The 14,643-nt window shown below is 59.8% G+C and carries 16 protein-coding genes and 2 pseudogenes; 7 read left to right on the plus strand and 11 right to left on the minus strand.

Annotated features, from left to right (window positions below):
• Positions 1-198 precede the first annotated feature (198 nt).
• Positions 199-557 (minus strand): annotated as a pseudogene (locus tag NLN62_RS49620) (IS5/IS1182 family transposase); the annotation flags it as partial.
• Positions 558-679: 122 nt separating this feature from the next.
• Between NLN62_RS49620 and NLN62_RS49625 the strand changes: the two are divergent.
• Positions 680-901: a hypothetical protein gene (locus NLN62_RS49625; RefSeq protein ID WP_254104198.1), complete on the plus strand. Its 222-nt coding sequence runs from the start codon at positions 680-682 to the stop codon at positions 899-901.
• Between the two features lie 15 nt (positions 902-916).
• The gene (locus tag NLN62_RS49630) at positions 917-1,339 is read left to right on the plus strand and encodes a hypothetical protein (RefSeq protein WP_371930062.1); all 423 of its coding nucleotides are present in this window, start codon (positions 917-919) and stop codon (positions 1,337-1,339) included.
• Positions 1,340-2,087: 748 nt separating this feature from the next.
• Here the strand turns inward: NLN62_RS49630 and NLN62_RS49635 are convergent.
• On the minus strand, positions 2,088-2,918 hold the full coding sequence (locus NLN62_RS49635) for a YncE family protein (protein ID WP_254114082.1): 831 nt from the start codon (positions 2,916-2,918) through the stop codon (positions 2,088-2,090).
• 98 nt (positions 2,919-3,016) lie between these two features.
• Between NLN62_RS49635 and NLN62_RS49640 the strand changes: the two genes are divergently transcribed.
• Positions 3,017-3,697, plus strand: coding sequence for a response regulator transcription factor (locus tag NLN62_RS49640; protein WP_254106567.1), 681 nt, complete (start codon positions 3,017-3,019; stop codon positions 3,695-3,697).
• 499 nt (positions 3,698-4,196) lie between these two features.
• Here the strand turns inward: NLN62_RS49640 and NLN62_RS49645 are convergent, their stop codons facing one another.
• Complete coding sequence (locus NLN62_RS49645; protein WP_254106308.1) at positions 4,197-4,676, minus strand: hypothetical protein; 480 nt, start codon at positions 4,674-4,676, stop codon at positions 4,197-4,199.
• Positions 4,677-4,882: 206 nt separating this feature from the next.
• Here NLN62_RS49645 and NLN62_RS49650 point away from each other — a divergent pair.
• Positions 4,883-5,907: pseudogene (locus NLN62_RS49650) on the plus strand (IS110 family transposase).
• 44 nt (positions 5,908-5,951) lie between these two features.
• Here the strand turns inward: NLN62_RS49650 and NLN62_RS49655 are convergent.
• Entirely contained in the window at positions 5,952-6,236 is a 285-nt protein-coding gene (locus NLN62_RS49655) for a hypothetical protein (RefSeq protein ID WP_254106310.1), read from the minus strand.
• A gap of 61 nt (positions 6,237-6,297) precedes the next feature.
• Between NLN62_RS49655 and NLN62_RS49660 the strand changes: the two genes are divergently transcribed.
• The gene (locus NLN62_RS49660; protein WP_254114083.1) at positions 6,298-7,770 is read left to right on the plus strand and encodes a transposase; all 1,473 of its coding nucleotides are present in this window, start codon (positions 6,298-6,300) and stop codon (positions 7,768-7,770) included.
• 38 nt (positions 7,771-7,808) lie between these two features.
• Entirely contained in the window at positions 7,809-9,011 is a 1,203-nt protein-coding gene (locus NLN62_RS49665; protein ID WP_254114084.1) for a tyrosinase family protein, read from the plus strand.
• 387 nt (positions 9,012-9,398) lie between these two features.
• On the opposite strand, the gene NLN62_RS49670 is transcribed toward NLN62_RS49665, so the two are convergent.
• The 4 genes from NLN62_RS49670 to NLN62_RS49680 all read right to left on the minus strand — a co-directional run bounded on the left by NLN62_RS49670 (position 9,399) and on the right by NLN62_RS49680 (position 10,923).
• Entirely contained in the window at positions 9,399-10,217 is an 819-nt protein-coding gene (locus NLN62_RS49670; protein ID WP_254114085.1) for a tyrosine-type recombinase/integrase, read from the minus strand.
• A 67-nt stretch (positions 10,218-10,284) separates the two neighbouring features.
• Positions 10,285-10,413 carry a hypothetical protein gene (locus tag NLN62_RS53110; RefSeq protein WP_256570627.1) on the minus strand — a complete coding sequence of 43 codons (129 nt, stop codon included), beginning with the start codon at positions 10,411-10,413 and terminating at the stop codon, positions 10,285-10,287.
• Entirely contained in the window at positions 10,410-10,673 is a 264-nt protein-coding gene (locus NLN62_RS49675; RefSeq protein WP_254114086.1) for a hypothetical protein, read from the minus strand. The genes NLN62_RS53110 and NLN62_RS49675 overlap by 4 nt, the downstream gene beginning before the upstream one ends.
• 22 nt (positions 10,674-10,695) lie before the next feature.
• Positions 10,696-10,923: a hypothetical protein gene (locus NLN62_RS49680; RefSeq protein WP_254106320.1), complete on the minus strand. Its 228-nt coding sequence runs from the start codon at positions 10,921-10,923 to the stop codon at positions 10,696-10,698.
• A 200-nt stretch (positions 10,924-11,123) separates the two neighbouring features.
• Between NLN62_RS49680 and NLN62_RS49685 the strand changes: the two genes are divergently transcribed.
• Positions 11,124-11,801: a hypothetical protein gene (locus tag NLN62_RS49685; protein WP_254106322.1), complete on the plus strand. Its 678-nt coding sequence runs from the start codon at positions 11,124-11,126 to the stop codon at positions 11,799-11,801.
• A gap of 200 nt (positions 11,802-12,001) precedes the next feature.
• Here NLN62_RS49685 and NLN62_RS49690 read toward each other — a convergent pair whose 3' ends face one another.
• The 3 genes from NLN62_RS49690 to NLN62_RS49700 form a co-directional block, all read right to left on the minus strand.
• Positions 12,002-12,427 carry a hypothetical protein gene (locus NLN62_RS49690; protein ID WP_254106331.1) on the minus strand — a complete coding sequence of 142 codons (426 nt, stop codon included), beginning with the start codon at positions 12,425-12,427 and terminating at the stop codon, positions 12,002-12,004.
• Complete coding sequence (locus NLN62_RS49695; protein WP_254106333.1) at positions 12,424-12,975, minus strand: recombinase family protein; 552 nt, start codon at positions 12,973-12,975, stop codon at positions 12,424-12,426. The genes NLN62_RS49690 and NLN62_RS49695 overlap by 4 nt, the downstream gene beginning before the upstream one ends.
• Positions 12,976-13,061: 86 nt before the next feature.
• A complete protein-coding gene (locus NLN62_RS49700; RefSeq protein WP_254106335.1) occupies positions 13,062-14,630 on the minus strand; it encodes a hypothetical protein in 1,569 nt (522 codons plus the stop codon).
• Positions 14,631-14,643: the final 13 nt, after the last annotated feature.

The following is a 14,643-nucleotide window of genomic DNA, read 5'->3' on the forward strand; positions in this document are numbered from 1 at the left end:
CGATCCAACTGGCCTGGCGCCCTCTCCTTTTCCAAAAGGACAGCGCATTGGCCCAATGGTTCCGTACTCGCGCGGCCGGCGCGCGCGGCTGCACGCGCAAGACCATGATCGTGGCGCTGGCGCGCAAATTGCTCATTGCGTTCCGGCGCCTGACGACGACAGGCGAAATACCTGCAGGGATTGAGCTCTTGACAGGAGCTCGTAAGGCGCGCGGGCTTTACCCTTGCCGATGCACACGACCTCCGGGGCATGTAACGCATGGACCTTTGGACTGCGCCGATCCTGATCCTGGCTGCGCACCTGCTGCGCTAACCGAGCAGCGGGCCGAAGCGAGCTTCCAGCACCGCATCGCCATCAATCTTGCGGCGGATGCCGCGAATGATCCGGCCAAGCTGTGTTCGCAGGCACTTGAGTTGGCGCCTGGCGCGCTTGAACTGGACAGCGTGGGTATTGCGGCCGATCATGATGGCGGCGCGCTTGGCGAGCCCGATGAGCTTGACGATTGCCCGATGCATCAGCCGCGCGTCGGTCGGATGCGCAACGGCCTTGGGCTGCACGCCGCTGCGATCAGTAGACCAGCGGCAACTTGCGATGGAATGCTCCACCCTTGAAAATCCACGACTTTGGCTCGATACTCGATCGAGGTCCCATGGCTATCAGCAATCCGAGGAGGGCGATTATGGCAATCCAGATCGTGATGGACCACAGCGGCGACAGCCGTCATCCTTTCAACCTCGACGACGCACAAGAACTGGCGAAGGCGGAGCAGCGGTTCTACGAACTGACGAATATCGGGTTTACCGCAGCGGTCCGGACCGGTCCAGGTCAGGTTTCGCAGATCCGATCGTTCGACCCGAAGGCGGAAGAAACCGTCTTCTTCCCCAGGCTGGTCGGCGGCTAAGTCGGCGTTCCTGGCATGTTTGGCTTTCGATCGATGCCGCCGGGCGGCCGTTCCCGGGGGCGAGCGATGCGGGCCCTTATCATCAGGCACGGCGCCGAGCGGACGCCGGAGGGCCGGTCGCTGCGCCTCTTGCAGCAATGGTTGTCGCCGGCGCAGCGGGAGCAGTTCGCCCAAAAGGGCTACTTCGAGGTCGTCGGAAATGACAGCGGACAGCGATACAGGATCCACCTCGGGGCCTCGGTGAACGTGTGCGAGATCGACGAAAGAGGCCGCCTGGGGGAGGGATTATGTTTTTCGCCGGCCGGCGCTCTGCCGATCGGAGACGTCATGCTCGCCCAGAAGATTGCGCTCGAAACATGCGAACGTGACGTGCGTGCCGTGGCCAGGCGGTTCACTTCGAGCGGGTTCCATTTCAGGCAAACCCGACCTCTCGGCTGACCGCGCCGACGGCATCTCGTAAGAACGACAGCCCCACACAGCCAAGGAAGCCCCCGGCGAGCCGTAGCCCGCCGGGGCTTCTCCCAGATCGTTGAGATCAGGTACATCCGCCGATCGCCCAACGATCCGACCGGATCGCAATCACGTCACCTGATCGTGTGCCGCATGCGACGGTCGTGCGGCATTGGCGTGATCACAGTGGGCTCGAAAGCGCTTGGCCGCCAACTCGCCCTTGCGGCACTCTGCTCGCCGCCGACGCTGGACCACTACGACATATATGGATCCTTATTCTCAAGTTCCAGCTTCACCAGATATTTTTAGTGGATCGCGGAGGCTGGCTGCAATCGCCGCTGCCGCCGTTTTCGAAAGCAATTTTGAAGACGCTCTGACCTTTGCCATAAGCGTTCAGGTTTCCATTTCTGACTGCAAGAGATTCTTGCTCTCCAGCACCTCTTTCCACCAATTGTCAGCCGGGCTATCCGCGAGCTTTTTCAGAGCTGCTAGTTGTAGACCAGAAAGACCGCGCTTGAGGAAGTCCCGTTCAGACGTGGATCCTCTCACCATCGTTGGCCAATCCCGCGTGATAGGGATACGGCGAAACGGCAGCCGCTCAGAACGCCGTATGGGGGATCAGGCGCTTTGCTACCACAGCGCTAACTCACGGGGCCAGCCGTCGCCTGCGCCGCTACCCGAAGCCGTGCCCACTAGTCTTGGCTTTGCGCTGCAGCTACTAGCGCTCGTCAAAAACTCATCCAGCACGCGCCGTTTGATCGCTGATGTCCATCGACTTGTCGTAGGTCACGTTTTGTCCATCGATTGCCAACACGCCGATCTTGTTCACGAGGTTGAGGCAGACGAAGGCGCGCTTGCCATCGGGTGCGATGACAACAGCCGCAGCCTGCTGCTCCACCGGGACCTCGCCTACGGCTTTGACCGTTGAACCCTGGATGGAGACGACAGAGACCCTCTTGCCGTCTCGGTTGGCAATCAATGCAAGATCGCCCTTCTTTGAGATCGATAGACCGGAGGGCTGCCGCCCGACAGTAACCGTGTCGATCAACTTCGGCGGATCTGCGGTGAGGTCAATCACGTACAACTTGTCATCCGGGACCGTTTTCCAGGAACTCCCCTCCTGGACGTGAACCACGGAATTGGCGACCAGGCCCAGCGTGCCGTCTGGTGTGATCTGCAGGTTCGTGGGCGGGCCCAGTAGAGAGTTTGCCAGCGGCAGGCTTGCGCGAATCCTGGGTTTGGCGGGATTGGAGATGTCCACAACCAGCACGGCATCGGGACCCGGAGCGCCATTTATCTGGCCGTCGGGACCGTAGGTGATCTTGCTGTCAAGGCCGATCAGGATATCGTTGGTTCCGGCCATTGCCGGGCCGCTGGCGACGAGGCCGGCCAGCCACGTGGCGCAAAACGCACTATGTAAATTCATGATGCGCCTCCCATTGCCGTAGCGCGCACTCAACAAACCGGCCAAAAGCATCGCGACAACGGAGCTTGCCGCCGAAGGGCCTTGCGTTGCTAGCGTCGAGCGGCGCGTGGTGTCTAATAGCGCCTTCGAGTTTGATCGCATTTGTGAGCACCCGCTGGGGCCGATGGGTACCTCGGAAGTGTCGTCGTCGGTTTGCGTTGCCAGCGGTACCTTGTCGGCCTTTTAGTTGGAGGGGAGCCATGAGGACAAGTCCGCCAACGATTTATGTGATTGATGACGATGAGCAAATTAGAACATTGCTTCGAGATCTTTGCCATGACGCCGGATTTGAGGCAAAGCTTTTCGGCTCGACAGACAAGTTCTTGGCGGAGCAACTCTCCGATGGTCCCTCATGCCTGGTGCTCGACGTTCGCTTTCCCGGCACATCGCCGACGGGCCTCGATTTGCAGCAAGCGTTGGCCAATTCGGGAGTCTTAGTTCCGATCGTGTTCATCAGCGGCTACTCCGACATCCGGGTTTCGGTGGAGGCGATGAAGCGCGGCGCGGTGGAATTTCTGCCCAAGCCGTTTCGCGAGCAGGAGCTTCTTGACGCGATTCGGCTCGGCTTGGAGCGCGACCGCAGGCGCATGGAGCGCGAGCTCGTCGTGCAAGAAGAACGGCGGCGCTTTGAGAAGCTGACAGTGCGTGAGCGCGACATATTGCTGCTGATAGCGGATGGGCTGGTCGCCAAGCAGATCGCGGCCAGGCTTAATGTCAGCGAGACGACGGTGAAGGTGCGTCGCGCGCGTATGATGCAGAAGCTGCAGCTGCGTTCGCCCGTCGAGGTAGTAAGGCTCGTCGACAACATCAGGCCGGACTTTGCGACGACACGCCAACGCGTGGTCGCGCCGAACGGACCCGCCGTTTCGCGAGGATTTTAAGCTCCTTGTTTTACTCACTTACGCGTTCTCGCATCGCTTGCACGCCTCATTGATCGCGGCGACCAGGTAGGGATGATAGTCTGACGCGTGCAACCGGCGCATCTGCTTGAGCAATCTTGTCGCCGCGAAGTCGCCGCGCGTGGGGCCGTTCGGTCCATTGCTGATGATCTGCGCGTCGCCGTGCAGGTCTGGTCGTACTGCGCCGAGAACCAGTTCATCGACCCGCCTAGTTGATTGCAGTCATGCTTGTTAATCGCGGGAGCTTGTGTGGCTCCGCTCTTGCACTCAATGACGAAATACCGGAGCGCTCCAACTGCCCACAAGTTGTCGGGCCCCCGGCCAATTTCTTTCTCCGGTTGCTGCGACCCGAAACCCAAGAACAAGCCCAAGTCGCGCACTGCCGTCTCGAACCTGCCGCTGTTCTCCTCGCCCCATGCGAACGCTTCAGTCAACGCGTTGACCCACAGAACGAGTTCGTTCTTCTCGAGAAACTGCTGCTTCATGAAGGAGACTGCCGTTGCAGCCTGCCCGTCCTTTGGGACATCAAGTTTGCGATAACCAACGCCTTTGATCGGATGGACCATCGCCATGTTGGACTGACGGCAGCCAACTGTGTTTCCTGGGCCTTCACCGGGTCCAAGTGCTGAAGGTATTCGGCGCGCTGCTGGAGCAGGTATCCCCGCGCCATCCTATCCTTTGTCTTGTCGACCACGGCCTGCACCTCCTTTTCCGCGACGTCGAAGCGGGCGAGGCGCGCGGCGTCGAAGGCCTTGCGTACCGCCACCACGGACTCGTCCACGTGACTAGGTTCTCCAGCATCAGCGTTAACTACGGCGGAACGGCTGAGTTCGAGCCATTCGTCGCGGGCTTGCAGGCAGTCCTCCATGACATTAGCGATTTCGGCAAGCGGCTTGCCTTTTAGTTGCAAGGCGACCTCGCAACCCAATTCCAACTGAGCCCGCGTCGCCGGCGAGAACAAGGCGCGCATCCTGGCTATGGAGACGGGAGGTCAATCGGGAGCCCATTAGAATGACGACGCAGTGAGGGGGCGTCCACATGGGGTAATCGCGGGAGCGAGCTGCCCTAAAGCCAATCACGAGTTTTGGAGGGCGACTGTTCCCCGATAGGATGGAAATACGGGCTCACGACTGGACGCCGGGCCCAAGCATCGAATGGAGAACAGCCATGGATGAGTATATCGGTCTCGACGTGTCGATGAAAGAGACGGCAGTCTCAATCCGTCGAGCAGGTGAACGGATCTGGCGCGGTAAGTGCGCATCGGATCCCAGTATCATCGCCGAACTCATCCGCAAGCGGGCGTCGGCCGCGAAACGAGTGGTGTTCGAGACCGGACCGCTGTCGGTATGGTTCTATCATTCTCTGCGCACTGAAGGATTGCCGGCGATCTGCATCGATGCGCGCCATGCTAAAGCGGCGCTCGATATGGCGGCGAACAAGACGGACGCGAACGATGCCGATGGTCTGGCGCAGCTGGCGGAAGTCGGTTTCTTCGCGAGGTCCGCGTGAAGGGATTCGATAGCATGCTGACCCGCACGCTTGTGGCGGCGCGCACGCGGCTTGTCCGAATCGCCACCGAGCTTTCCAACCAGATCCGCGGGGTCATGAAAACCTTCGGTCTCGTCGTTCCAGCCGGAAAGGGAAGCAGCTTCGAGAAGAACGTCCAGAGCCTTCTTGCCGATCAAGACGGACTTGCATCGATTGTGCTTCCGCTGTTGGAAGCTTGGCGTGGCATTCGCATCCGCGCGGCCGAACTCGGACGCCAGTTGGTCCACGACGCGCGACAGAGCCAGGCTTGCCCCATCCTTATGTCCATTCCCGGCATCGGTGTGATCACCGCAACTGCCTTTGCCACGGCCATTGAGGAGCCGGACAACTTTAAGAAATCCCGATCTGTCGGCGCATGGATCGGCCTGACGACGCGCCGCTACCAATCCGGAGAAGTCGATTATGACGGTCATATATCCCGGCGTGGCGATCGCCATTTGCGAGGGCTTCTCTACGAAGCGGCGACGGTCATTTTGACGCGCAGCTCAACCGACAGCACTCTGCGCACGTGGGGTCTGCAGCTCCGGGAGAGGCTCGGCTTCAAAAGAGCTGCCCTGGCTGTGGCGCGCAAACTGGCGGTTATAATGCATACGATGCTTAAGACCGGCGAGCTCTTCAATCCGAAGGCCGGAGCCCCCGCATAAATCCCGATAGCGCTCAGCTTGACTTTGGCCAATTTTGAACTCGTTCATGGGGTACGCGGACCCCTGAACATGGGATCGTTCTCGACGATTTCATGAGCGCTCGTGAGCATGAGTTTCATGCGCCCCATATTGCCAAAGGTTGTCCAGCGCCCCTTCACGTTCGACCAGTAGAAGAGCTCGAAGCGATCGGTATCTGGAATGGGGCGCAGCCGTGCGACCGGATTTGAAGTCCGACGGTTGATAACTAAATAACCGCTACGGCTCTTTTCTATGTCGTGATGCGTGAACTGAGCAGCAATCTGGGCAAGCGTTGGGTCGGATTTTGCCATAGCGCTCAATGTGCTCGATCGGTGCCGCGCGGGCCAGAGTGGATCGGTTTGCCGATTCAATATGTCGCAGCTGGACGAGGTTGCTGCGATTCAACATGCCGATTTTACCGATGGGATGCAACACGCCCGTCTTCTTCCCCGCTCTTGCGATCCGCTGCCGCCGCGTTTTGCGGCCCGGCTTGCAGTCTTCACCGATCTGTTCACGCGTCCTACCTGGCCGAATGTTCTGATGCTGCTCGCCGGCGTTATCCTGGCGCCCAGCCGGCGCACTGTCACGGCGGCGCTGCGCATCCTCGGGCGAGAGCGCGATCCCGATTTCTGTACTTTCCATCGCGTCCTCAACCGGGCGGCGTGGTCGTCGCGGGCCGCGGCAGGCCGCCTGCTGCTCCTGCTGATCAAGGTCTTCGTGGCGGACGGCGAGCCAGTGGTGATCGGGCTCGATGACACCATCGAGCGGCGCTGGGGACCCAAGATCAGCGCCCGCGGCATCTATCGCGACCCGGTGCGCTCCTCCAAGGGGCACTTCGTCAAAGCCAGCGGTCTGCGCTGGCTTTCCGCCATGTTGCTGGTGCGCGTGCCGTGGGCCGATCGCATCATGGCGCTGCCCTTCCTCACACTGCTCGCCCCCTCCAAACGCTTCTATGACGGCAAGTCGCGCTCGCCCAAGACGCCGCTCGATTGGGCCCGCCAGGCTGCTTGGCAAATCCATCGTTGGCTGCCCGATCGATATATCGTACTGGTCGCCGACAGCGCCTTTGCCGCCATCGAGTTCCTTGCCGCTGTCCGCAAGCATGTCTGCATTGTCACCCGCCTGCGCCTCGATGCCAACCTGTTCGAATTTCCCCGACCAAAGCGCAAAGCTCGTGGCCGCCCTCCAATTCGAGGCAAGCCCCACAAAAAACTCTCTGCCATCCTCAAGGATCGCAACGTGTCCTGGACGCGTTATCGGGTCAGTCTCTGGTACGGCCGAACCAATCGCACCGTCGAGATCGCAACCGGCACTGCGCTGTGGTATCGCGGCGGTGTTCCGCCGGTGCCGATCCGCTGGCTGCTCGTCCGCGACCCAACCGGCGAACTCGACCCACAGGCTTTCCTGGCGACCGATCTCAACGCTCATCCCCGCGACATCCTCGCTTGGTTCGTCAGTCGCTGGCAGGTCGAAGTCACCTTCGAGGAAGTTCGCGCTCACCTCGGTGTCGAGACCCAGCGCCAGTGGTCGGACAAAGCCATTCTGCGCTCCACCCCGATTTTGCTCGGCCTCTACTCCATCATCACTCTATGGACCCACGACCTCGCCAAGGCACGAAAGCTGAAGCCCAGAACCGCAGCTTGGTATCCAAAAGCCACCCTGACCTTTAGCGATGCGATCGCCGCCGTTCGACGCCAAATATGGGCTCATCAGATTTCTTTCATGTCCCGGCCGCGCCGTGACAGCATAGAAATTCCGCGCCATCTCTGGCCCGGATGGAGAACGCGCTCGCCTACGCCGCATAAATCGGCCAAAGTCGAGCTAAGGCCAAGACACAACTGCTAAGTGAGGTATTTGGCGAGAATGCGAGCCCCGGTCGGGACTTGGCCAGCGATACTTGGTTCACATGTCAATCGCATCTCGGGCAGCCGGAAGACTATTTTCTTCCCTGGCATCGGCTTTATGTCGCCCAGTTTGAGCAAATCATTGCGACCATAACGAACCATCCTGAGTTCACGTTGCCGTATTGGGATTACACTTCGCCAGCGTCTTATGCGATCCCAGAAGCGTTCCAGGCGAAGAACAAAGATGACCCCACGTTTTCGCCTTTGTTCGTTGCAAACCGTAACGTGGCTGGAGGTCAATTGCGCGCCGCCAATGTCAATGATGGCGAGCCTCTCAACAAGAACTTCCCAGGCGTCAGGAATTTTCTTGTTTTGCCGGACATGACGGGGGGCGACTATAGCGTGTTCTGTGGGCAGCTCGATTCCGCTCTACATGGTAACGTGCATGTCTACACGGGCGATGCGTCGAACATGGGCAACGTGCCGACCGCCGCGGGTGATCCGATATTCTGGCTCCATCATTGCAACATCGATAGAATTTGGATGGCGTGGAACGAGCAGGGGCACAAGAATCCAACTCAGACGAATGGCCGAAACTGGTCGGACACGAAATTCGTGTATGTTTCTGGAACTGGAAAGCGAGTCGAGCTCGCGATTGATCAGATATCCAATTCGGCGAAGCTTCCGTACCGGTACGATGAACTGCCCAAGAAAACCCTAGTTGCGGAAAGCTCCAGAGGGCAGGATCGATTGCTACTCCGTTCAGTTCGCCCCGGTACCGCGCCCGGAAACAGAGCCGGTGTAGTTTCGGGGCCGATTGCGCTCGGGCAAACGGCTCAGACAGTCAAACTCGAACCTGCCGAACCCCAAAATCGCCTTATCAATATCGCGCCGAGATTCGAAATCAGGGGCGGGCGACGGTTGGTCCTTGTTCTCAACGGTGTTCAGGCGAGTGCAGATCCTCGTACGACTTACGAAGTCTACCTTGACCTTCCAGCTGGAGCCTCCCCAGCCGCTGCGGATGATCACTACGTCGGGCTTCTGAACTTCTTCGGAGCCTCGAGCGACCAAGGCCACAGCATGCACGGAGGAAAAACTGTGGAGTTTGATGTTTCCGCTGTCGTGCAAAAGTTGCGTGGCCGGCTGCAGGAAGAGACGTCGGTTACGTTGGTTCCTGTTGGACAGCCTGCCGCCGATGCTGCGCCTGCTATTGCGGGAGGAATCGAGTTGCACGATCGCTGATCGTCAGTACGAGCGCTTCGTGTGCTCGCTCGATTTTCATCCAGCCCGCTTTGAGCGGCGGGATAGCGAATGGCTTCGTTGATTTTGCTGAGTTTTTGTTTGAATCTGATCGCGTTCGTTGCGCTTCGGCTGGATCCGGGTGCGAAACTGGTGCAGTAGCGCCCGCTCATGCAGTTGAGCCAGGCTTGACATCTGTAAGGTCTGCATCGCGGGACTTTCCCCACCATGATCATTAAGCGGATCGACTTTACCCTCTCAAGGCTGAAACAGGGGTTCGATTCCCCGCTAGGGAGCGCCACCCGTATCTACGTACTGTTTCGACCTTTGACTTCATTGGATTTTCTCCAAAACCTGCAAATCGGGTCCCAAAGGGTTGCAGATTTTTGATCACCCCTTGTTCGGTAAGGTCACCATCTTGGCGGCGGCGGCTTGCGCCAGTCGAATCCGGTTCGCCTCCTCAACATAGCGCTGCGCCTCGGCCAGTGTCTTCCATCCATGCCACGCCATCAGCTCGGGGGCCGTGGCTCCGTTCAACGCATGCCGGACGGCAGATGCCTTGCGTAGCCCGTGTGCCGCACAACCCGGCAAATTGGCCTCATTGCAGCGCTCGCGGAACCAGTTGCCGAACCCGTTGGCCGTGAACGGCGCGCCTAGTTCGGTCATCAGGAACGTCATCCGGTCTTTCGGGTGCAATTCAAGCTCGGTGACCAATGAGGGCAACAGCGGAATGTCGAACGGAACGCCGGTCTTCTGCCGGCGCATCGAGAGTAAGCCCGCCTTCACATGCTGCCGCCCCATCCGCACCATGTCGCATTTTGCAACGCCGGTTTGCAGCAACAGTTCCAGCGCGAGCCGTGCCTTGGTGCCGCGCGGGTGCCGGGCCTCATAGGCGGCAATCTCGTCTTCGCTCCACGTATGATGGCCGGTGCTCTTGAGCTTGGCGAGCTTTACCCCTTGCAGCGGATCGGTCTTCATCACCCCACGCGCCAGACAGTCATCGACAAAGCCGCGCAGCGCCTTCTTGAAGCCGCGTTGCACGGCCGGGGTCATCTTGCGGACGATGTTTTCGAGCGCCTGCGCGTGCATCAGCGCCACAGGCTTATCGCCGTGCTCTTTGGCGAATTTCGTCAAGATGCGGCGGCGCGTGTTGCGGGTGGAGTCCGCGATACCATCAGCAAAGCGATCCGACGCGAGATAGTTCTTCACAGCCGCATCGAGCGATCCGGGTTTGGCCTTGGTCACCGGAGCGACGTGGCCGCTGTTCGCCGCAGCTTCACATGAATTCCGGGGACCACGGCAGGCCGGGGAGCGGAATGTTCTTGCCGCCGCGATGGTAGTAGTGGCGCGGGTGGCCGTGGCGATCGATGAAGGATCGGCAATATTTCGGATAGCGCCGTTTCATTGGACCTGATCCCACGGGTTGGGTTCGCCCTCGCCCTCGCCGCTAAGGTCGAGCTTGACGCCTTCGGGCGTGATGGTCGCATGGGCAACAGCGACCCCGGCCTTGCTGGCCTGCTTCATCGCGCGTTGCAATGTCACCTTGCGGCGGCGTCTCGATTCAGATTGCGGCTTCGGCTGCGGCTTGACCGTGCGAACGTCCCACGGCTCATCGAACGCGCGCGGATCAATCTCGGGGCCACCGCGCGCGGCGAACTCGCACATGGCGGCCCATGCATCATTCGATTTATCGTTTGGCACGCTTTCCTCCCTTGCGCCGCATCGGTCTCTCGGGACAAGCGTCCGCTTTCTCGAATTCCAGCCGCACGGAGCCATCGTCCTGCGGAAGCCAGCGCACAATGTCGCCATCGTCAAAGCCGTGCTGCCGCAGGTAGTCCGGCGGCAGGGCGAGGCGCGCGGTGTAGCGGTTGAGCCGCCGGATCGTGATGCGCGCCGGTCCTTCATAAACTGTCATTTTGTGTTTCTCCTCCACTGTTTACTTACTTATTATATAAGTCATACATACTGGATGCCCTAATGTGCAAGGAAGGGTGTCGAGGTCAAGACAAGCATCCTGACCCAATTTGGGGATTTTTCGTCCGGCCCGGTTTCTGGGGCAGGACGGCGCCATTGGCGGGGTGGGGCAATGACCCTGTAACGAATTGGAGAAGCCTCATGGGACGCCACCCGATCGGAGATTCCGCGATAAGCGGCGCCGAGCGCATCGCGCTCTGGCGTAAGCGGCACGCCGAGCCGGCCGCCGCCAAGCCGGCGAGCAGCGACGCGCAGGCCGAGATCGCCCGGCTGCGCGCCGAGATCGCCCGGCTGACGGTTGAGAACGCCGCGCTCAAGGCCGCCGCGCACGGCGCGTCCCGGCCCAAGCCCGCAGCACCGGCCGCCGCCAGCCGAGACGACGTAGCAGCCCGCATGCGCGCCGACTTCGAGGCCGAGAAGCGCGAACGCGCCAAGTGGGGCGGCCGCCCACGCGTGCGCATCGAGAATGACATCAAGCAATTGTTGACCGGCAGAAGCCTCACCAATGAGGTGCGGGATAAAATCGTCGATGCCATGCTGCCGCACGTCGCGCAGCAAGCCAATATCGAGCGCGGCATCTCGCGCCGCACCTTCCGCATGGTGCTTGGTGATCTGCACGGCCCCAAGGGACCGACAGGACTGACCCGGGACGCGTTCGAAGCCTTCAAGAAGCTCGACGTGCCCAAGGATGGCAAGCGCAAGTGGATGAGCATCGTCATTGCCGACGACAAGGTCCAGACGATGGCCGATGTCGAGCGAAAGCGCCAAGAGCGCAGTGACAGGGCACGTGCGGCCGCCGCGAAGCGCAAGGCCAAGTGAACGAGTGTGTACCACGGTACGCGCTCTCGGGAAATCCGAACTAGGCATGTACCACGGTACATACCAGCGCCGCGCGGGGGCCACAGGTTGGGAGGCTTCACGTCAGTTGCATGACGATAACGATCGCGCACGCCCACAGAAGTAGGCCCTGTCGGCTCGAAGCTGGGATTTTGGCCAAGTTGAAGAACGATTGGTGAACGTCAGAGTTTGGCCTGTGCTTTGAGCAGCATGGCCACATTGTCAGCGGTGAACTTGAAGCCGCGGCGGTCGGGAATACGCTCTACGGAGATAGGGTATTTAGGCCGTCGCGGATCAATGCCGGTGATCCGGAAGCGCTCGCCGCCAGCGATAAACTCGCGTTCGAAGTCAGCAGCCTCCAGGCCGTATTGTTCGGCCAGCAGGGCGAACATCTCCTTATCCAGATTGAGAGGCTTACCGTCTGGCGCGGGAATGCTGATGCGGAATGCAGGTTCGAACGAGAAGCCAGGCTCCAGTCCGCGCCACCCGGCGCTTTCGATGACCAGTCCGTGATCTGAGGCGATCTGTCTGCAAGCCTCAAGCATACGGGCCTGGATTTGCTCGCAGGTGGTGGATGTCAAACGGGTGATGCGGTTTGGCTTGCTCATCCGGAAACACCTTTGCGCACCTGATAGACTGTGCCGCGCGATATACCGAGATCGCGGGCGATCTTGCTGGGTCCTTGACCCTGTTGCAGGCGAAGCAGGATTTCTGCGCGATCAATCCTCGGTGGGCGCCCCTTGTAGATGCCACGTTTCCTGGCGGCGGCGATGCCTTCAGCCTGCCGTTCGCGCCGCAGGTTGGTTTCGAACTCCGCGAAGACCCCGAGCATGTCGAAGAACGCCTTGCCGGCGGCTGTGGAGGTATCGACGGGCTGCTCGGTGGCCACCAGATGCGCACCCTTGGCCTTGAGCCGGTCGACTATCACCTGAAGATCTCGCAATGACCTTGCCAATCGGTCGATGCGGGTGATGATGAGGGTTTCGCCAGCTTGAATGAAGTCGAGGATGGTCGTCAGTTGCGGCCGGCCTTCGAGCGATGCGCCACTTTTCTGCTCCTCGCGGATGACCTCGCAGCCAGCGTTCCTGAGGGCGGCGATTTGGGCGGCAAGGTTCTGGTCTGTTGTGGATGTACGAGCATATCCGATACGAGCCATGTCCTATACCACGTAAACTGCTCAATTTGGGTGTGCCAACAGGAAGCCACAGCCTCGACCTGTTCATTGACGATGTTTACGAATATTCACCACAGAGATCCGCCGCCTGCGTCCACTGTGGTCATAACGATATCTTCCATGAGCGGGATGTCCTGTAGAGGATACTTGTGCATCAGCGCGAAGGCTGCGGCTGCCAGTGCTTTTGACATTCGCTCCTTCTTAGCCGATTTGAGAATGATCGCGGTTTGCAGAAATCGTCTCGCCCAAATGTCTCGCCGACCTTCGAGAAAGGCCCAGATCCTTTTTTCAACAGTCCGCGCCGACCGAAATCCTTGGATGATGCTGCGTGTTTCTCCTGTGTCTTCAAACCAGCTGTCGGTGAACGGGACGAGCGCATCCAGTGCGGGCTCGTTGCGGAGCATCCGATCCAGTTGTGCCGCTGTCGCATTCTGGATTTCCTTTTGCGGATCGACGTGATCCAGCAAAGCCTGCAGATCCCTTTCCTGGGGCCGCAATTGGCTCAAGCTGCAAGCCTCCATGACGTCAATGAAGCCTGGCGCTGGTGGATGGCCGTTTTCTATCCCATCCGCCAGAGCCGCCTCCAGCAGCAGCTCGGCAGTCATTCGATCTATTCGGACGCTGTTTGCTTCCTGGCGGGCATAAGAGACGATGTTGGTTGCTTCGCGCTTTGAACGGCAACGAATGACAAAGGCATCTTTGATGCCGTATCCGGTCTTTAACAGGATCATCGCGACAAATGTCTGGGCTTGCAGTTTTCCGACAATCGTCAGGCCTTGCGCTCCGACACCGTCGGCAGTGGTCGCCATGATGTCGCTGACTATCGGCTCCGCCCTGTTTTGATTGGAAACATCGGCAAGACCTTGTCGCCGAGCCAGCTTGCCGATGTCATCAATAGCCGCCCGGGCGGCGCTCGCCGGCAACCAGCCGCGAATGATCGGCAAATAGGATAAAGCTTCAGGCTCCAGCTTCCCGCGCATGACCCTTTCTCGTAGGCCGGCAGCCACGGCCTCTCGCGTCAATGATGCGCCGGACACCAGCCAATAGAGCGCACAGCGCTCCAGAAAGGGATTGTCGAGCCTCAACAGATGATGGACAAACGCGGCTTTGACCTCCTCCGGCATTCCTGCCGACATTTCATCCAGGCCACTGAAGAACTCATACGCGCCGCCGCTTTCAGCTTCAACTTCTGCCGCTAAAACCGCAAGCGCGCCATCAAAATCCGGCATCGGGATCTCGTCGGCGGGATTTTCCCCAACCGGGTCGAGCATCAGTATGTCCGGCACGGGCAGACCGGCACGCTGATACAAGCCAGCGATTTTCAAACGGTGAAGTGGCTCGCCAGTACCGGTAGCAATGTGAGCCTTGATCGCCTTCTCTGCATTTTCCAGGAAAGCCTTTCCATATGGGCTGTCGTTCTCGATGCCCATTCGGGCCTCATCCAGCAACAATCCCAACAAGGTCGCCGCATCCGGGTGATCGTCCATGGACTGCACAACCTCCGCAACGATGGCGTCGCAGGCCATGTCATCGGCCAGGAGATCATGCTTTGCTCTCTCGAAACAGAACTGGAACTGCGCCGACGACAACCCATGTTGGTAGAGAACATTCAGGCATGTTTCAGCAATTTTAACCACTATCGTCTCCAAA

This window comes from Bradyrhizobium sp. CCGUVB23 (assembly GCF_024199885.1).
GTDB lineage: Bacteria > Pseudomonadota > Alphaproteobacteria > Rhizobiales > Xanthobacteraceae > Bradyrhizobium.